Source organism: Variovorax sp. W1I1 (assembly GCF_030815625.1).
Lineage (GTDB): Bacteria > Pseudomonadota > Gammaproteobacteria > Burkholderiales > Burkholderiaceae_C > Variovorax > Variovorax paradoxus_C.
On record NZ_JAUSWZ010000001.1, the window covers coordinates 2,730,162 to 2,748,548 of the forward strand.

Annotated in this window: 17 protein-coding genes; 9 read left to right on the forward strand and 8 right to left on the reverse strand. The window is 67.2% G+C overall.

The window, feature by feature from the left end; translation table 11 throughout:
* Positions 1-29 precede the first annotated feature (29 nt).
* Positions 30-368: a hypothetical protein gene (locus QFZ83_RS12795; protein ID WP_013541366.1), complete on the reverse strand. Its 339-nt coding sequence runs from the start codon at positions 366-368 to the stop codon at positions 30-32.
* Between the two features lie 264 nt (positions 369-632).
* Here QFZ83_RS12795 and QFZ83_RS12800 point away from each other — a divergent pair, with 264 nt between their 5' ends.
* The 5 genes from QFZ83_RS12800 to QFZ83_RS12820 all read left to right on the forward strand — a co-directional run bounded on the left by QFZ83_RS12800 (position 633) and on the right by QFZ83_RS12820 (position 5,909).
* On the forward strand, positions 633-1,580 hold the full coding sequence (locus tag QFZ83_RS12800) for an adenylate/guanylate cyclase domain-containing protein (protein ID WP_013541367.1): 948 nt from the start codon (positions 633-635) through the stop codon (positions 1,578-1,580).
* A gap of 76 nt (positions 1,581-1,656) precedes the next feature.
* The gene (locus QFZ83_RS12805; RefSeq protein ID WP_307506849.1) at positions 1,657-2,010 is read left to right on the forward strand and encodes a hypothetical protein; all 354 of its coding nucleotides are present in this window, start codon (positions 1,657-1,659) and stop codon (positions 2,008-2,010) included.
* Between the two features lie 209 nt (positions 2,011-2,219).
* Entirely contained in the window at positions 2,220-4,058 is a 1,839-nt protein-coding gene (locus QFZ83_RS12810; protein ID WP_307506852.1) for a DUF1800 family protein, read from the forward strand.
* 16 nt (positions 4,059-4,074) lie between these two features.
* The gene (locus tag QFZ83_RS12815) at positions 4,075-5,559 is read left to right on the forward strand and encodes a DUF1501 domain-containing protein (protein WP_307506854.1); all 1,485 of its coding nucleotides are present in this window, start codon (positions 4,075-4,077) and stop codon (positions 5,557-5,559) included.
* A complete protein-coding gene (locus QFZ83_RS12820; RefSeq protein WP_307506857.1) occupies positions 5,556-5,909 on the forward strand; it encodes a hypothetical protein in 354 nt (117 codons plus the stop codon). The genes QFZ83_RS12815 and QFZ83_RS12820 overlap by 4 nt, the downstream gene beginning before the upstream one ends.
* 110 nt (positions 5,910-6,019) lie before the next feature.
* Here the strand turns inward: QFZ83_RS12820 and QFZ83_RS12825 are convergent, their stop codons facing one another.
* From QFZ83_RS12825 to QFZ83_RS12850, 6 genes are all read right to left on the reverse strand, one after another.
* A complete protein-coding gene (locus tag QFZ83_RS12825; RefSeq protein ID WP_307506859.1) occupies positions 6,020-6,550 on the reverse strand; it encodes a hypothetical protein in 531 nt (176 codons plus the stop codon).
* 22 nt (positions 6,551-6,572) lie between these two features.
* On the reverse strand, positions 6,573-6,935 hold the full coding sequence (locus tag QFZ83_RS12830) for a response regulator (RefSeq protein WP_013541373.1): 363 nt from the start codon (positions 6,933-6,935) through the stop codon (positions 6,573-6,575).
* Between the two features lie 73 nt (positions 6,936-7,008).
* A complete protein-coding gene (locus tag QFZ83_RS12835) occupies positions 7,009-8,226 on the reverse strand; it encodes a hybrid sensor histidine kinase/response regulator (RefSeq protein WP_307506862.1) in 1,218 nt (405 codons plus the stop codon).
* Positions 8,216-8,824, reverse strand: a complete 609-nt coding sequence (locus tag QFZ83_RS12840) for a chemotaxis protein CheB (RefSeq protein ID WP_307506865.1) — start codon at positions 8,822-8,824, stop codon at positions 8,216-8,218. The genes QFZ83_RS12835 and QFZ83_RS12840 overlap by 11 nt, the downstream gene beginning before the upstream one ends.
* A complete protein-coding gene (locus QFZ83_RS12845; protein ID WP_200861479.1) occupies positions 8,821-9,603 on the reverse strand; it encodes a protein-glutamate O-methyltransferase CheR in 783 nt (260 codons plus the stop codon). Before QFZ83_RS12845 ends, QFZ83_RS12840 begins: the two co-directional genes overlap by 4 nt.
* Before the next feature lie 107 nt (positions 9,604-9,710).
* Positions 9,711-13,214: a response regulator gene (locus QFZ83_RS12850; RefSeq protein WP_307506868.1), complete on the reverse strand. Its 3,504-nt coding sequence runs from the start codon at positions 13,212-13,214 to the stop codon at positions 9,711-9,713.
* Between the two features lie 145 nt (positions 13,215-13,359).
* On the opposite strand from QFZ83_RS12850, the gene QFZ83_RS12855 reads away from it, so the two are divergent.
* A complete protein-coding gene (locus QFZ83_RS12855) occupies positions 13,360-15,690 on the forward strand; it encodes an ATP-dependent DNA helicase (RefSeq protein WP_307506871.1) in 2,331 nt (776 codons plus the stop codon).
* Positions 15,677-16,366 carry an alpha-ketoglutarate-dependent dioxygenase AlkB gene (locus QFZ83_RS12860; RefSeq protein WP_307506873.1) on the forward strand — a complete coding sequence of 230 codons (690 nt, stop codon included), beginning with the start codon at positions 15,677-15,679 and terminating at the stop codon, positions 16,364-16,366. The genes QFZ83_RS12855 and QFZ83_RS12860 overlap by 14 nt, the downstream gene beginning before the upstream one ends.
* A gap of 55 nt (positions 16,367-16,421) precedes the next feature.
* Here QFZ83_RS12860 and QFZ83_RS12865 read toward each other — a convergent pair whose 3' ends face one another.
* Positions 16,422-16,661 (reverse strand): hypothetical protein, encoded by a 240-nt coding sequence (locus tag QFZ83_RS12865; RefSeq protein ID WP_013541380.1) that lies wholly within the window; start codon positions 16,659-16,661, stop codon positions 16,422-16,424.
* 306 nt (positions 16,662-16,967) lie between these two features.
* Between QFZ83_RS12865 and QFZ83_RS12870 the strand changes: the two genes are divergently transcribed.
* Complete coding sequence (locus QFZ83_RS12870; protein WP_013541381.1) at positions 16,968-17,279, forward strand: hypothetical protein; 312 nt, start codon at positions 16,968-16,970, stop codon at positions 17,277-17,279.
* A 10-nt stretch (positions 17,280-17,289) separates the two neighbouring features.
* Complete coding sequence (locus QFZ83_RS12875; RefSeq protein WP_307506876.1) at positions 17,290-18,156, forward strand: NmrA family NAD(P)-binding protein; 867 nt, start codon at positions 17,290-17,292, stop codon at positions 18,154-18,156.
* The last annotated feature ends 231 nt before the right edge of the window (positions 18,157-18,387 follow it).

Below are 18,387 nucleotides of genomic sequence, written 5' to 3' on the forward strand. Positions count from 1 at the left end.
GGCGGCGGCCTCGAAAGCCGTTTTCGCCTTCAGCCGTTGTTGGTGAAGCGCTGATGGGTGCGCGGACCCATCGAGCCGGGCAGGCCGCCCTTGAACATGCTGTTGATGGATTTCATCTGGCGGCGGGCGGCGGATTCGCCGTCGATGGCGCTCAGCGCGGTCATCACGTCCTGCCGCAGATACCAGAGAGCCTCGACGTCGACCGCGAAGCGCACGCGCTGGCTGACGCGCTGGATCGAATGGCCGCCATGAGCCTGGAGCACCGACAGCATGGCCGTGCGAATCCGACCCAACTGGCTTTCGGTCGCCTGGCGGGAACCGAAACTGGGCAAATTCAGCAGACGAAAAATGCGGCGGAAGAGCACCATGTGACGAATAGCGTATTGCCGGAAGCCGGGACGGCCGCTACCTTAAGCTTGAGTTCGCCGTTACACAAGATGTTAAACAGTGTTTCTTGTTTGCAAACAACAAGCTTTACGTATCAGTTTCAGCACTTATTGAAGTTTGATATCAAAAGTACTACATCCTTTGGCGGGCTCGGTTTTCGGCATATGTCAGACAAAACACGGGCAAGGGGCTGAAGAGCTTCCTGACCATAATCAACCAGCGATCGCTACCGAGTACAAGCCAGTATGGGTGTCAATGCCACAGTCGTTTTCGCGGACCTGACGGGGAGCACGAGGGTCTTCGAGGCCATGGGGAATGCGCGCGCCACCGAGACGGTGACGCGCCTGACCCAGTGGATCGGCGGCGTCTGCCAGGCGCACGGCGGCCGGGTGGTGAAGTCGCTGGGAGACGGCGTCTTTGCCATCTTCTCGAGCGGCGCCGCCGCCACACACGCGGTGATCGAGCTCCAGCGCTACCACCAGAAGCGCCTTCAGGTCTGGCCCGCGCCCTTGCGCATGGCGCTGCAGATCGGCGTGGCCAGCGGCGAAGTGGTCGAGGTGGAGGGCGACTGCTTCGGCGACGCCGTCAATCTCGCCTCGCGGCTGAGCGACCTCGCCGGCCCCGGGCAGATCTGGGTGACCGATGCGGTGATCTCGCAACTGCGCGAAGGCAGCGTGCAGCACCGCGACCTCGGGCTCATCAACATCCGCGGCCGCAGCGAGATGTCGGTGGTGCACCGCATCGACTGGCAGGAGGACGTGACCTCCTTCCTCACCGTGCCGGCCGCGCTGGCGCCGATGCGGATTCCAGATTCGTCGTTCGGCCAGATCGAGCTGTCCTGGCTCGACGTGCGCTCCATGTTCAGCAGCGAGCAGCTGCCGATTCACCTGGGGCGCGTGGACGACGCGCAGTTCGTGGTCAACGACCCGCGCGTCTCGCGGCTGCATGCGCGCATCGAGATGCGGCAGGGCAGTTGCGTGCTGATCGACATCAGCACCTATGGGACCTGGGTGCGTTTTCATGGCAACGGCGGGCCGAGCACCGAGATCGCCCTGCGCCGCGAGGAATGCGTGCTGCACGGCCGCGGTGAAATCGGCCTGGGCGCGCCGCTGAGCGATTTCAGCGCGCCCACCATCGCCTTCAACACGACCGGCGGCGAGGTGATGCTGTCGCGCCGCGAGGTGAGTCCTTGAGAGAAGGTGCACCGGCGGGTTGCGTCGGGCGTTGCTTGTGAACCGGGCGCTGTCCGCCCTTGGCCCTGGAGCCGCTGTGAACCTCAAACAACATTCTTCTGTTTTCAAATGGGCAACCCTCGGCGCGATCGCGGCCGGTGCGTTGCTCGCCGCGGGCGCCGCGAATGCGCGGGGCCACTGGTCGGTGCAGATCGGGACGCCCGGCTATGTGGGCGGCGGTTATCCGGCGCCGTATTACGCGCCGCCGCCGGTTTACTACCCGGCACCGATCTACTACCAGCCCGCGCCGCCCGTCTACTACCGGCCGCCGCCGCCGGTGTACTACCGCCCGGCACCCATCTACAGCCCGCCGCCCGGACGCATCTACTACGGTCCCGGCTATCCGTACCGTCCGCCGAACGGCTACGAATGGGAAGACGAGCAGGACTGAAGTCCCGACCCAAGGCGCGATAACTTAAGACTTGCTCCAGCGGGTCGCCGGAGTTGCCAATTTTGTTTCGGAAGTGACGAAAAAGTCACATAAAGTCACAAATATTGGATTGACGACCCGTCGTCAAAGGTTCTCACCACCGAAATCCACAGGGCACGGCACTTGCCTTGATAGCTCCCGGCGCAAGAACGCCGCAGGAGCGAGGAAACATGGTGGAACCGATAGAAGCCGGCTGCGCGAGCGTGGCCGACGATGTGGCGTACGTCGAAGCGCCGGCAACAACAGATACAGCTGAGACCGAAGCGTCGTCCAGGCCCCTGAAGGCGTTGGCGACGTTCTCCATCGCGGCCGCGCTCGCGGCCTGCGGGGGTGGAGGTGGAAGTGGCGGCGGAGGCGGGGGAGGCGGATTCGGCGCCGGCATCGGCGGCCTGCCAGGGGCAGGCTCAGGCCCCGGCGCGGGATCGGACGCGGGCCCGTACCGCTACACGCAAGCCAAGACCGACGAAGAGGCCGCGCGCTTCCTGCTGCAGGCGCAGTTCTCGGCCTCCGAACCGGAGATCGCCGACCTGCGCAACAAGGGCTACCTGCCGTGGCTCAGCGAGCAGTTCGGCGCACCGCGCACCCAGTCGGCCTGGGAATGGATCGACAGCAAGCCCTGGAACACCGTCGAGATCGATGCGGCCGTCTGGCGCCAACTGATGGTGTCGGCCGACCCGGTGCGCAAGCGCATGGCGCTGGCGCTCAGCGAGATCTTCGTGGTCTCGGCCAACGAGATCGGCTCGAGCTGGCCGCACGCCATGATGGCCCAGTACTTCGACACGCTGGTCGCGGGCGTCACCGGCAACTTTCGCACGCTGCTGGAAGACATCACGCTCAACCCGGCGATGGGCTTCTACCTGAACACCCGCGACAACCGAAAGGAAGACGGCCGCGGCCGCCAGCCCGACGAGAACTACGCGCGTGAAGTCATGCAGCTCATGACCATCGGCCTGTCGCAGCTCAATGCCGACGGCACGGTGAAGACCGGCACCGACGGCCAGCCGCTGGACACCTACACGCAGGACGATGTGACGAACCTCGCACGCGTCTTCACCGGCTACGTGCTCGACATCCGCACCGGGGAGCGCGAGGGTTTCAAGCCACCCGGCGGCGGCGGCGCCTTCGACACCAAGGACTGGACCACGCGTCCCATGGCCTACCTGGCGGCGAACCACTCGATGCTGGAGGCGAAGTTCCTCGGCACCAGCGTGCCCGGCGGCACGCCCGGCCCGGCGGCGCTGAAGATCGCGCTCGATGCACTCTTCAATCACCCGAACGTCGGCCCCTTCATCGGCAAGCAGTTGATCCAGCGGCTGGTGACCAGCAACCCCAGCCCGGCGTACGTGAAACGCGTGGCCGATGTCTTCGGCAACAACGGCGCCGGCGTGCGCGGCGACATGAAGAGCGTGTTCGCGGCCATCCTGCTGGACGACGAGGCGCGCGGCCCGGGCGGCCTTTTGGACCCGAACTTCGGGCGCCTGCGCGAGCCGATGCTGCGCCTGGTGCAATGGGGCCGCACCTGCGGCATCGCCTCGGCCACCGACGCCTGGAAGATCGACAACCTCTCGGATGCGAGCTTCGGCCTCGGCCAGAGCCCGCTGCGCTCGCCCTCTGTCTTCAACTTCTTCCGGCCCGGCTACGTGCCGCCATCGACCGCCATCGCGAGCAACAAGCTGGTTGCGCCCGAGTTCCAGCTGGTCAACGAAAGCAGCGTGGGCGGCTATCTCAACTTCATGCAGAACAGGCTGTCCAACGGCTTCGACAACAAGGACGTGATGGCGAGCTACGCGGCCGAGAAGGCGCTGGTGCTCGATCCGGCCGCGCTGGTGCGCCGGCTCAACCTCGTGCTGACCGGCAACCAGCTGCTGCCGGCTACCGTCAACCTCATCACCACCGCGCTTGCCACGCCGAATCTCACGGCGGCGAGCAGCGATGGCGCAAAGCTCAACCGCATCTGCGCCGCCGTCCTCCTGGTGATGGGGTCGCCCGAATACCTTGTCCAGAAATAAAGCGAGAGCGTCTTTCATGTACCTGATCGATCCCGCCCGTCACACCCGCCGCGCGTTCCTCCGCCGCTCGGGCCAGCTCGCAATGGCCGGCACCGCGCTGCCGTTCGCGCTCAACCTCGCCGCGATGGGCGAGGCCGCCGCGCAGGCCGCGCCCGGCAACGACTACCGCGCGCTGGTGTGCGTGTTTCTCTTCGGCGGCAACGACTATGCGAACACCGTCGTCACCTACGACGCCGACAGCTACGGCAAGTACAGCCTGATCCGCGGCGGCGACGGCGAGGCGGGCGGCGGCATCGCCATCGCGCGCGCCGCGCTGGCACGGACCGAGCTCAAGCCAACGCAGGCATTGCCTGGCGGCCGCGTGTACGCGCTGCATCCGTCGATGACCGGGCTGGCCGACCTCTTCAACGACCCGGAGAGCAAGGCCAAGGTGGCGGTGCAACTGAACGTCGGCCCGCTCATCAAGCCGCTGACGCGGGCGCAATACAACAGCAGCAACCGCCGCGACTTCCCGATTCCACCCAAGCTCTTCTCGCACAACGACCAGCAGTCGGTCTGGCAATCGTCCTCGCCCGAGGGCTCGACCGTCGGCTGGGGCGGCAACCTCGGCGACCTGGCCCTCGGGCCGAACGGAGGCTCGCTCTTCACCTGCATGTCAGTCTCGGGCAACGCGGTGTTCCTCTCGGGCGACCAGGCGCTGCAGTACCAGGTGGGAACGGGCGGCGCGGTGCGCATTGGCGCGGTGAGCGGCGTCGGCGGCAACCTCTACGGTTCGGCAACGGTGAAGGCGGCCATGCAGCAGATCGCCCAGCGCGAGAGCGGCCACACGCTGGAGAACGAATACACGAAGGTCATCCGGCGCGCGGTCACGGCCGAGGGAAAGATCACCGAGGCGATCCAGTCGGACTTTCCCTCCGGCACCTTCCCGCAGCAGAACTACCTGGCCGACCAGCTCAAGATGGTGGCGCGCCTGATCCGCGGGCGCGAAGCACTGGGCGTGAAGCGCCAGGTGTTCTTCGTCTCCATGGGCGGCTTCGACCTGCACGACGACCTGATCGCGCGCCAGCCGGGGCTGATGAAGAACCTGTCCGAAGCGCTGGTCGCGTTCCACGCCCGAATGGACGCATTGGGCCTGGCCGAGAAGGTCACCACGTTCACCGCCTCCGACTTCGGCCGCACGCTCTCGAGCAACAGCAATGGCTCCGACCATGGCTGGGGCGGCCACCATTTCGTGGTCGGCGGCGCGGTGAAAGGCAAGGCGATCTACGGCACGGCGCCGCCGGTGAGCATCACCAACACCGCGAGCGACATAGACCAGTGGCACGTGGGGCAGGGCCGCCTCTTGCCCACCACCTCGGTCGACCAATACGCGGGCACGCTGGCGCGCTGGTTCGGCGTGCCCGACGACCAGCTCGACGGCATCCTGCCGAACCTCAAGAACTTCGGCATGACGGCGCCGAGCGGCATCGCCTATCCGCGCAACGTGGGGTTCATGGGATGAACGACGCAAGCGGCATGAAGGGAATGAAGGGCCTGAACGGGGAGGAGGGCGGCATGCGCGTGTCCTTTCCGTCCGATGGCGGCAGGAAGGCGTCCGTGCGCATTCACAGTGGGGACCTGACACCCATGCACCCCTTCTCCAGCGTCGAGGGCGCCATCGCGGCCATCGACGCGCTGGACCGCGGGCTGCGGGAGTTCGAGCTGTCGGTGTCCGACAGCCTGCAGGACTATCTCGGCGTGCAGATGGCGCAGATCACCGACCGCGCACTGGCCCGCGGCTGGGAGCCAATCAGCTTCATGCAGAAGAATGGGTACCGGCGCTATCGCTTCAAGGCGATGCGCCGGGCCTGAAGTATCGCCTTTCTCTACCATGCGTTCGAACCAGACCGCTGCCATCGGCACCCTCGCGGCCCTGTTGCTGGTGCTCGGATCGCCCTGACCGGCCTCCACGACCGCGCGCGTCAGTCCAGCCGGATGCGGCCCCACAGTTCGAGCGTGCGCTTGCCGATGCGGTCCATGACCTTGGCCTGCACGCTGTAGAGCCCGGCCTCATTGGTAGGGCCGAAGCCGAAATTCATGCTGGCCGAACCGAGCACCAAGGTTGCCGCGGGCGGCTCCGAAGTCCAGAGCGGACCGCCTCCGGCCGGCACGCGCTGTCCGCTGGGGGTGATCATGAAGAACTCGACCACCACATCGCACTGGCCGACGGCATTCGGCGCGCAGCCGCGCAGGAACAGCATCGCGCTGGAACTGATGCCGCGCTTCACGCTGTCGGTGACCCGCAGCGTCGGTGCGCGGCTGGCGGTGCTCCAGGCCTTGCGCAACTCGGCCTCGTCCGGGGTGATGAGCAATTGCGCGAGAAAGTCGCCGTCGCTGCGCATCGACTCGGTATCGGGAATCGGCTTGCCGGCGCCGTCGGTCCATCCCCCCGTCGATGCGAGCGGCACGAGAAGCGAGAGAGCAACGACAGGAAGACGGAAGAGGCGGCGCATCGGCACAAGCCTCCCGTTCTGGCTAGCGCGCCGGCTGCGCCAGGATCCGATCGAGCTGCGCAATGTCGATCGGCTTCTGCAGGTGATGGTCGAACAGCCCCTTGGCGGCTTCGCCGGCCGCGTCCTGGGCCGAGAAACCCGAGATCGCGACCAGCAGCCGCGGCGTGCCTTCGGCGGTGCTCGCACGCAGCCGCCGCGCCACCTCGGAGCCCGGAAAGTCGGGCAGGGTGAGGTCGATCAGCGCGGCATCGAAGTGTTCCTCGGCTGCCGCGTCCATCGCCTGCTGGGCCGTGTAGGTGCAGCGGGCGGTGTGGTCCTGCAGCGTGAGCAGTTCCTGCAGGAGGTCGGCAGCGGCCTGGTTGTCGTCGACGATCAGCACGTTCACGGCGGTGGGTCTCTTGAGTAGGTCGAAAGATGCAGTATCAACGGAATGTGTCTTGAGCGGCGTAAGGATGTTCCTACGCGTTGCGTGCGGGGCTCGTTGCGGTGACCTGCAGCGGCAGTTCGACGGTGAAGCGCGCGCCCTGGCCGGCCGCGCTTTCCACACCGATCTGCCCGGCGTGCAGGTCCACGATCTTGCGCGTGATGTAGAGGCCGAGGCCCAGCCCGGCCGCGTGCTGGCGGCTGTGCTCGGTGCGCTCGAACTGCTCGAAGATGCGCGCCTGGTCCTCCGGCGCGATGCCGATGCCATGGTCGCGCACGCTCACGCGCGCCACGTCGCCGGCCCGCTCGACCACCATCTCCACCGGCTTGCCGCCGCCGTAGCGCAGCGCGTTGGTCAGCAAGTTGGTCAGCACCTGTTCGATGCGGAACTCGTCCCACACGCCGTGCAGCTCGGCCGGCGCTTCGAGCGAAATCGTCGAGCCCGCGGCTTCGGCCTGCTGGCGCAGGTTCTCGACCACGGCGCGGGCGAGCACCGCGAGGTCGACCGGCTTGGTCTGGATCGACAGCGCATCGCGCCGCATGCGCGTCACGTCGAGCATGTCGTCGATGAGCCGCACCATGTTGCGGATCTGCCGCTGGTCGCGCTCGATCATCGCGGGCAGCCGCTCGGGCGAGAAGCTCGCGAGGTTCCCCTTGCTCAGGTGAAGCTGGCGCAACTGCGCCTCCAGGTAGAGCGTATTGAGCGGCGTGCGCAGTTCGTGCGAGACCATCGACATGAAGTCGTCGCGCATGCGCACCGCGCGCTCCAGCTCGAGCTGGGTGTGCTGCAACTGCTGCACCAGCTCTTCCTGCTTCCTGTGCGCGGCCGCGAGCAGTTCCATCTCGTGGCGCAGCGCCTTGCGGTGTTGGTAGAGGTCGACGAACACGTTCACCTTGCTGACCACCGCGTGCGGATCGAGCGGCTTGTGCAGGAAGTCGACTGCGCCGCTCTCGTAGCCCTGGAAGGCGTAGTTCAGCTCGCGCCCGGCGGCGCTCACGAAGATGATCGGAATGTGCCGCGTGCGCTCGGTGCCGCGCATCATTTCGGCCAGCTCGAAGCCGTTCATGCCGGGCATCTGCACGTCGACGATGGCGAGCGCGAATTCATGCTCCAGCAGCAGCGAGAGCGCCGCCTCGGCCGAGCCGGCGCGGTACACGACGCGGTCGGGCGAGCGGATCAGCGCCTCCAGTGCCAGCAGGTTCTCCGGCAGGTCATCGACGATCAGCAGCTTGCTTTGGACGTCAATGGGCATGGGCGGCCTCCAGTTGCAGGAGCAGGGCGCGAAGCTCGCGAAGCGGCAATACGTGGTCGGGGGCGTGTCGCGCAAGGGCGGCGTTGGGCATGATGGAAATCAGGGCTTCTTTGGGGTCCTGCACGGCGGTGAGTCCGCCGGCCAGGTGAATGCGATACAGGCCTTCGGCGCCATCGTCGTTGGCGCCGGTCAAGAGAAAACCGGCCAGTGCGGGGCCGTAGGCGTCGGCGGCCGAGGCCATCAGCACGTCGATGGACGGCCGCGAGAACAGCACCGGCGCCTCGCAACTGAGCGAGAAGCAGCGCTCCCGCTCGATCGACAGGTGGTAGCCGGGCGGCGCGAAATAAAGCGTGCCGACGGCAATCGGCATCTTGTCGGCGGCCTCGTGCACGGGAATGGCCAGGCGCTGCGCGAAGATCTCTGCGAGATGGCTGTCGTGGTTCTCGGGCAGGTGCAGCACGACCGTCATCGGCAGGCGCCAACCGGCGGGCAGGTCGTGCAAGAGCACCATGAGCGCATCGATGCCGCCGGCCGAAGCGCCGAGCACGACCATGTCCACGCGCTTGCGGGTGTAGGGACGAGGCAGCGTCGTCGTCATGTCGCCTTGCGGTAGATGCGCTCGGCGCGGGCGTGCGGCGCGAAGCGGTCTGCGTAGCCGGAGAAATCGATGCTTTCCTTCGACCCGAGGCCGAGAAAGCCGCGGTGCGACAGCGACTCGTGGAAGAGCCCGAGCGCACGGTCCTGCAGCAGCCGGTTGAAGTAGATGAGCACGTTGCGGCACGACACCAGCTGCGTCTCGGCGAACACGGTGTCGGTCGCCAGGCTGTGGTCCGCGAAGATGACGTCGGCGCAGAGCGACGGGTCGAAGCGCGCCGCGTCGTAGGCGGCGGTGTAGTAGTCGGAGAACGCACTGCGCCCGCCCGCCCGCTGGTAGTTGGTGGTGTAGCCGCGAATCGCCTCCAGTGGAAAGATGCCCTGGCGCGCCTTCTCCAGCGAGGCCGGGTTGATGTCGGTCGCGTAGATCTGGGTGCGTTCGAGCAGGCCTTCTTCGCGCAGCAGGATCGCAAGCGAGAACACTTCCTCGCCCGTGCTGCAGCCCGCCACCCACACCTTCACCGAGGGGTAGGTGTGCAGGATCGGCACGACGTGATCGCGCAGCGCCAGAAAGTAGGCCGGGTCGCGGAACATCTCGCTCACCGGGATCGTGAGGAACTGCAGCAGCCGGCCGAAGAGCCCCGCGTCGCGCAGCACTTTCTCTTGCAGCGCCGAGATGCTCGGCAGCCCGAGCTGGTCGAGCGCGTAGAGCACGCGGCGCTTCTGAGAGGCGGTGGTGTAGTTGCGGAAGTCGTAGCTGTACTTGAGATAGATGGCCTCCATGAGCAGGCGCAGCTCGATCTCGGTGTCGCTCAGCGGCTGGAGCGGCGAGGGCGGGGAAGACGCGGCTGAGAGCGGCGAAGGCCGCGGGGTTGGGGGCTGCTTGTCGGTCACAGGCGCTCCATCTTGGGCATCCACACGCGCAACAGCGAGAACAGCCGCTCCAAATCGACCGGCTTGGCCAGGTAGTCGTTGGCACCGGCTGCGAGGCACTGGTCGCGGTCGTCCTTCATGGCCTTGGCGGTGATGGCGATCACCGGCATCTTCTCGAAGCGCGGGTCGGCGCGGAGGCGCCGGGTGGCTTCCAGGCCGTCCATCTCCGGCATCATCACGTCCATCAGCACCAGGTCGATCTCGCGCACCTGGTCGAGTTTTTCGAGCGCCTCGCGGCCGTTGCGGCCGATTTCCACCGCCGCGCCGCGCTGCTCCAGCGCGCTGGTGAGGGCGAAGATGTTGCGCACGTCGTCGTCCACCAGAAGGATGGTGCGGCCCTCGAAGATGCGGTCGCGCCCGCGCGCCGTCTTCAGCATGCCCTGGCGCTCGGTCGAGAGCGAGGCTTCCACCTTGTGCAGGAAGAGCGTCACCTCGTCGAGCAGGCGCTCCGGCGAGCGGGCGCCCTTGATGATGATCGAGCGCGAGTAGCGCTGCAGCTCGGCTTCTTCGTCGCGCGTGAGGTTGCGCCCGGTGTAGACGATGACCGGCGGGAACGACACGATTTCTTCCGCCGCCATGGCCTTGAGCAGATCGCTGCCCTGCATGTCGGGCAGCCGCAGGTCGGTGACCATGCAGTCGAACACGCGGGTGCGCAGCAGCTCCAGCGCTTCTTCGCCGGAGCCCACGGCCACGATCTCGATGTCGTCGTCGCCGATGAGCTTGATCACGGCTTCGCGCTGCAGTTCGTCGTCTTCCACCAGCAGCACGACCTTGACCTTCTGCGTGAGCTTCTCCTCCAGCCGGCCGAACACCTTCATCAGTTCGTCGCGGGTGGCCGGCTTCAGCGCAAAGCCGATGGCGCCCATGTGCAGCGCGGCGGCCTGCGCGTTGTCGGCGGCCGAAACCACGTGGATCGGGATGTGGCGCGTGTGCGGCGAATCCTTCAGTTTCTGCAGCACGTCGAGGCCGGTGCTGTCGGGCAGGCGCATGTCCAGCAGGATGGCGTCGGGCACGAACTGCGTGGCCAACTCGAAACCGTCGGCCGCGCCGTGCGCTACCAGGCAGCGGTAGCCCAGCTCGTGCGCCAGGTCGTAGAGGATGTGCGCGAACTGCGGTTCGTCCTCGATCACCAGCACGCGGCGCACCTGGTCGCGCGGGATCGCGCGGTCGTCGTCGAACTGCGGCGCCGGCACCACGGCCCGCGGCGCGGGTGCTTGCGGTGCGACGGGGGCGAGGGCGGGCGCGGCGGCGGAGTTCCGGTTGCCGGGCACATAGGTAGGCAGGTTGCGCGGCGCGCTGGCCTGCTGCCCCGAAGCCTGCGGGGCCAGCGCCGGCAGTTGCAGCACGAAGGTGCTGCCCTTGCCCGGCTCGCTCTGCACGGTGAGCGTGCCGCCCAGGAGGTGCGTGAGGTCGCGCGAGATCGACAGGCCGAGGCCCGTGCCGCCGTAGCGCCGGCTGGTGGTGCCGTCGGCCTGGCGGAAGGCCTCGAAGATCAATTCGTGCTGTTGCGGATCGATGCCGATGCCCGAATCGGACACCGCGAAGGCCGCGCCGCCATCGGCCGTGGCGGAGACCACCAGCGCCACTTCGCCCTTGTCGGTGAACTTGAGGGCGTTCGACAGCAGGTTCTTCAGGATCTGCTCGACCCGCTGCCGGTCGGTGACCAGCGAGACCGGCGCGCCGGGCTGCAGCTCGAGCCGGAAGCTCAGGTTCTTCTGCATCGCGAGCGGGCTGAAGGTGCTCTCCAGGCTCTCTGCGAGGCGCGCGAGCGACACGTCCTCGGGCACCACTTCGAGCTTGCCCGCCTCGACCTTGGCAATGTCCAAAATGTCGTTGATCAGCACCAGCAGGTCGTTGCCCGACGAATAGATCGACTCGGCGAACTTCACCTGCTCCAGCGTCAGGTTGCCCTGCGGATTGTCGCCGAGCAGCTTGGCCAGGATGAGCGCGCTGTTGAGCGGGGTGCGCAGCTCGTGCGACATGTTGGCGAGAAACTCCGACTTGTAGCGGCTCGCGCGCTGCAGCTCGTCGGCGCGGTCTTCCAGGTCGCGCTGCACGCGGCGCAGGGCGGTGTTGCGCTGGTCCAGCGCCTCGGTGCGTTCGGAGAGCTGGCTGTTGGTCTGCTCCAGTTCGGCCTGCTGGTTCTCCAGCATCGCCTGCGAGGCGCGCAGGGCCTTCGACTGTTCTTCGAGCTCTTCGTTGGCGGTGCGCAGCTCTTCCTGCTGCACCTGCAGTTCCTCGTTGAGCTGCTGGGTCTCGGCCAGCACCTCCTGCAACTGCTCGCGGTAGCGGGCGGCGGCGAGCGAGGTGCCGATGTCGTCGGACACCACGTCCAGCAGCTGGCTCGCGCGCTCGTCGGGCGCGCCAGGCAGGCCGAGCTCGACCACGCCGTTGACGATGCCGCCGTTCATCACCGGCAGCAGCAGCACGGTTCGGGGCGCCATCGCGCCCAGGCCGGAGTTGACCTTGAGGTAGTCGGCATCGATCGGGTCGATCAGCATGCGGCGCCGCTCGGCCGCGGCCTGGCCCACCAGGCTCTCGGTGGGCGAGAAGACCTGCGGCGAGGCTTCGGCGTCGGCCGAGAAGCCGTAGCTCGCCGCCCGGCGCAGCGGACCGTGGCGCTCGCGCACATACATCGCGCCGACGCTGCTGCCCAGGTGCCGCGAGAAGAAGGCGAGGATCTTGCGGCCCATGTCCGGCGCGCTCAGTTCGCCGACCAGTTCGCCCACCAGCTCGGTCTGCGCACCGCGCAGCCACGCTTCTTCGGAGAGCCGCTGCGAATGCGCCGCCTGTTCCTTGAGCACGACGTCGTAGCTGTCCGACAGCCGCACCAGCTGGCGGCGGCCGAAGTAGGCGATCAGCGCGGTCAGCGTCAGCGTGAAGAACAGGAAGAGCCCGACCACCCACCAACTGGTGCGGTTGGCGTCGTTGTTGCGCTGGAAGCGCAGCGTCTGCTCGGTGTCCATGAACCCGGTGTATTCGGCGCGCATGTCGTCGGTCAGCCGCTTGCCGCGGCCCAGGCGAACGGCCGCCTGCACGTCGCCGCCGGCGCGGCGGGTCGCAATCATGTCGCGGGCGAACTCGTTCCAGGCGTCCTGCAGGCTGGCGAGGCGGTCCACCCGCTCGACCTGCTGCGGGTTGTCCGACACGAGCCTGCGCAAGGCATCGGTATCGGGTTTCAGGCGGGGCAGGGCGCTCTGGTAGGGCTCGAGGAAGGTCTCGTCACCAGTGAGCAGGAAGCCGCGCAGCCCCGTTTCCATGTCGATGCCGCGGCGCTGCAGCTCGCTGGCCGAGCGGGTCACGCGGTCGGTGTGCTCCACCCAGCCGATGGTCGAGAGCAGGAAGAGGATCAGCCCGACGAACACCACGGCGCCGAACAGTCCTCCGAGCATCGGGAGCTTGAGGTTGCGGCTCAGCAGGCGGTCGAAGTCGTCGGGATCGATGGCGGCAGGTGTTTTCATCAGCACATTTGTAAGCAAAACTTGTCAAGTTTTGCCGGAAATGGAGGGGCGCCCTGTCGGAGAAGACCCCGAGACGAACGCATGGACCCTCAACGTTAACATTCCGCCGCTCGTTATACTGTGCTTTCATACAGTGAATCGAGAGATGGCCCCGGCTTCCTCCACCACCCCGCCAGATGCGGCTTCGGCCGCCTGCGTCGTTTCGGTCAAGGCGCTTTGCGCTTTCGGCGCGAAGGCGGGCGACCTCGACCTGCGCTTCGTGCCCGCGCCCAGCGCGCTCGAAGGCATGGCCGGCCACGCGCTGGTGCAGGGGCGGCGCGGCGGCAGCTACCAGAGCGAGGTGTCGCTCGACGCCCGGCACGGCGCACTGCGGGTTCGCGGCCGCGCCGACGGCTATGTGCCCGGCCCGCCGCGCGTGGAAGAGATCAAGACCTTCCGCGGCGACTTCGACGCCATCCGAGGCAACCACCGCGCGCTGCACTGGGCGCAGGCCCGCGTCTACGGCTGGATGCTGTGCGATCAGCACGGGCATGCGCAGATGACGGTCGCGCTCGTCTACCTCGATCTCGCCACCGGCGAGGAAACCGTGCTCGAGGAACAGCACACCCGCGAGGCGTTGCGCGAACATTTCGAATCGCTGTGCGAGCGCTACAGCGCATGGGCGCAGCAGGAAGCCAACCACCACGGCGCGCTCGACCGAACGCTGGCGCAGCTCGCGTTCCCGCACCAGTCCTTCCGCACCGGCCAGCGCGAACTGGCTGAAGCCGTCTACCGCGCAGCCGCCGGCGGGCGCTGTCTCATGGCGCAGGCGCCGACCGGCATCGGCAAGACGCTGGCCACCATCTTCCCGCTGCTCAAGGCCCGCGCGGCGGGCAAGCTCGACAAGGTCTTCTTCCTCACCGCCAAGACCTCCGGACGGTCGGTGGCGCTCGATGCGCTGCGGGTGCTCGGCAAAGGCTGTGCAGCGGGTGGCGCGCAGCCGCGCGTGCTCGAACTCGCGGCGCGCGAAAAGGTCTGCGAATACCCCGACCGCGCCTGCAACGGCGATTCGTGCCCGCTCGCCAAGGGCTTCTACGACCGATTGCCCGCCGCCCGCATCGAAGCCGCACAGACCGGCTGGCTCGACCGCCAGGCGCTGCGGCAGGTCGCGCTGCAGCACACGGTCTGCCCCTATTTCCTCGCGCAGGAAATGGCCCACTGGAGCGACGTGATCGTGGGCGATTACAACTACTACTTCGACAGCAGCGCCTTCCTCTTCGCCACCATGAAGGACGCCGACTGGCGCGTCGCGGTGCTCGTCGACGAAGCCCACAACCTGCTGGAGCGCGCACGCGGCATGTACACAGCGCAGCTCGAAGGCGGAGCGCTCGAAGAGGCGCACCGCATCGCGCCCGCGCCGGTGCGCGGCCCGCTCGCACGGCTCTTTCGCGAGTGGGATACCGTGCAGCAGTCGCAGACCGACAACTACGAAACCGCCGACGAAATTCCCGAGCGCTTCGTGCGCGCGCTGCAAGCTGCCAACACGGCGATGGCCGAGTACTTCGCCGCCAAGCCCGAGGCCGCGCAAGGTCCGCTGCAACGCTTCTTCTTCGATGCGCTGCACTTCGCCCGGCTCGCCGAGGTGTTCGACGATCACTCGGTGTTCGAGCGCACCCTCGGGATCACGCAACAAGACCGCACGCTGGCGATTCGCAACCTCGTGCCCGCACCGTTCCTCGAAGGCCGGTTTGCGGATGCGGTCTCGGTCACCTGCTTCTCGGGCACGCTCTCGCCGTTCGCGTTCTATCGCGACGCGCTCGGCCTGCCGCCGGACACCGCGCTGCTCGACGTGGCCTCGCCGTTCCACAGCCAGCAGCTGCGCGTCGAAGTGGCGATGGATGTCTCCACGCGCTTTCGCGACCGCGCCGGATCGCTCGGCAATGTGGCCGGCATCATCGGCGCCCAGTTCGAGCGCATGCCCGGCAACTACCTGGCCTTTTTCAGCAGCTTCGACTACCTGGAGAGCGCCCGCGCCGCCTTCTCGGCGCGGCACCCCGGCGTGCCGGTGTGGACGCAGACGCGCGGCATGCTCGAAGCCGACCGCCACGGCTTCATCGCGCGCTTCGAAGAAGGCGGGCGGGGCATCGGCTTCGCCGTGCTCGGCGGCGCGTTCGGCGAGGGCATCGACCTGCCGGGCAGCCGCCTCGTCGGCGCCTTCGTCGCGAGCCTGGGGCTGCCGCAGTACAACGCGCTCAACGAAATCACGCGCGAGCGCATGCAGTCGCGCTTCGGCAAGGGTTATGAATACACGTATCTCTATCCGGGCCTGCAGAAGGTGGTGCAGGCGGCGGGGCGCGTGATTCGCACCGAAGAAGACCGAGGCGTGCTGCACCTGCTGGACGATCGCTTCGCGCGCACGGAAATCCGCGAGCTGCTGCCGCGTTGGTGGCATGTGGAAGTGGGCGGAATGGGAAGGGCACGCGATGCGCTCCGCTAAGCGCCTCGAACACGCCGGCCAGGACGACCTGTTCGGCGGAACGCCCACGGCCGTCATCGAAGGGCTGCGCTACGAGCGCGAGTTCCTGTCGCGCGATGAAGAAGCCGAACTGCTGCGCATCGTGCAGGCCTTGCCGCTCAAGGAGATGCGCTACAAGGAATACACCGCGCGTCGCCGCGGCATCGGCTTCGGCGGCAGCTACGACTTCGACACCAACCGCCTCAAGCCCGGCGCACCGCTGCCCGAGGCGCTGCATCCGTTGTGGCCGAGGGCGGCTGCATGGCTCGGCGTTGCGCCCGAGGAACTCAGCCACATGCTGATCGCCGAGTACCAGCCCGGCACGCCGCTCGGCTGGCACCGCGACGTGCCGGACTTCGAGGACATCGTGGGCGTGTCGCTGCAGGGCGATGCGGTGATGCAGTTCAGGCCGTACCGGCCGCAAGGCGCGTCGAGCTCCGAGGCGGGCAACGTGCAGTTCCTGATCGAGCCGCGCTCGATCTATCTTCTGCGCGGTCCGGCGCGGTGGGCGTGGCAGCACGCGATTGCACCGACCGAAGCGCTGCGCTACTCGATCACGCTGCGTACGTTGGCCACGCGTCGTCCGCGCGCTGCAGAGAATTCCCAAGGCCCTGCGCCCAGGATTGCGCCGAGCCCAGGACAAAGACCAACCTCTTGATGCGCTGCTCGGCCACTCGAATGCCCCTGAGGCCGGCCTCCGGGCGAAGGTGAAGTCAGACCAAAAAAAATCGGCTCCGACGATCTTCCGTCTCAAAGAATGCCTTGTGCTGGCGAACAACGGTGCGCCCGTCGTCCAGCCGGTAGACGACCTCTTTGAGAACCGGCGCATAGCGTTTCGTGACGCTCAAGTGCTCGATGTAGACGCCGCTCCCGGTCACGGTGGCGTGGTGGTCGAAAGCATCGACCACTTCAACCCGTTCCGTTTCGCGGACGATGGTTGTGTAGGTAGCCATGGCACCTCCTGCCCGACATCGGGAAGCATGGCCGGGAGTGGCTTGCTTCCAGGTGATTCGTAATACTTACGTTTCCATGGCGTACAGGTGAGCGGGTTTTCCATGTCTTCCAATCCGGTCGTCGAGCCTTGCGGGCGTCACTTCAGGCCCGGGCGTGGTGCGGGTCGAATGGCGTACAGATCCCTTCGATCCGCACGCGACGACGACAGACAACGCTGACGCGCATCGCGCCCGTCTTCTTACCCACGTCGCGATTCGAACGCCGAGCATATGAAGCTTCTCACTCAACCTGAAGGAGCGATGATCATGCCAAGAGGCGACAAGTCGTCCTACACGGACAAGCAGAAACGCAAGGCCGAGCACATCGAGGAAGGCTACGAGCACCGCGGTGTCGGCAAGGGCGAGGCCGAACGCCGCGCCTGGGCCACGGTGAATGCCGAGACCGGCGGCGGCAAGAAGAGCGGATCGGGCCGCGGCAAGTCCGAGAACCACGCGCCTTCCCGCAAGGGCGGCCACAAGGGCGGGGCGGCGGCGGCATCCCGCACCGCGGAGGAACGCTCCGCATCGGCGAAGAAGGCAGCCGCCACGCGCAAGCGGAACGCCGAGAAGCGGTCGTAGGGAAATCGCGATGCACATCATCCTGGGCGCAACGGGCCACGTCGGCTCTGCATTGGCGCAGGCGCTGCTCGCGCGCAATGAGCCGGTCACCGTGGTCACGCGCAAGGCAAGCAAGGCCGAATCGCTGAAGACCAAGGGGGCTCATGTGGTCGAGGTCGACGTATTCGACGCGGCCGCGCTGCACCGCGTGATCGAAGGCGGGCATCGGCTCTTTGCGCTCAATCCGCCGGCGCCGCCCTCGACCGACACGGTCGCCGAAGAGCGAAAGAGCCTGAACGCCATCGTCGCCGCGCTCGAAGGCTGCAAGCTCGAGAAGATCGTCTGCGAATCGACCTATGGCGCGCAGCCCGGCGACGGCATCGGCGACCTCGGCGTGCTGTACGACATGGAGCAGGCGCTGCGACAAACCGGCGCCGCGCCGGTCAGCGCCATCCGCGCGGCCTACTACATGAGCAACTGGGACGCCTCGCTGGCGACCGCGCAGAAGGAAGGCAAGGTCCACAGCATGTACCCGCCCGATTTCAAGCTGCCGATGGTGGCGCCGCACGACCTCGGCGAGTTCGCGGCGCGGCTGATGCTGGGCGCGGCCGAGGCCTCGGGGCCGCACTACGTCGAAGGGCCGGAGCGCTATTCACCCGGCGATGTCGCGCGCGCTTTTGCCCAGGCGCTGGGGCGGCCCGTGGAGGTGGCGGTGACGCCGCCTGAACAGTGGGAGCAGGCGTTCCGGTCGCTGGGGTTCTCGGAGGCTGCCGCGAAGTCGTATGTGGCGATGACGCGGCTCACGCTGGAGAGCAAGGAGGAGCCTGAAAGGCCTGAGCGCGGGGCGACTTCGCTGGAGGCGTACATCTCGGCGCTGGTGAGGAAAAGCGCCACCTGAGCGCCGGGGAGACGCGGATCGCCTTAACCGGACATCGACGTGTCCGGCGAGGCGCCACAGCGCCGATTTCTGGCGTACATCCGACATTCGGCGCTTTTCTTTGGCGCGGACCGGACAACTTGCATTCGGCTTGCGAAGCTCGCTCCCGCTCAATGCGGTCGCGTTGCGCGAGCTTGTTCCCAACGCACGCGCTATGCCGTTCTTCGTCGTCCAAGCGCATGGCAATTCACC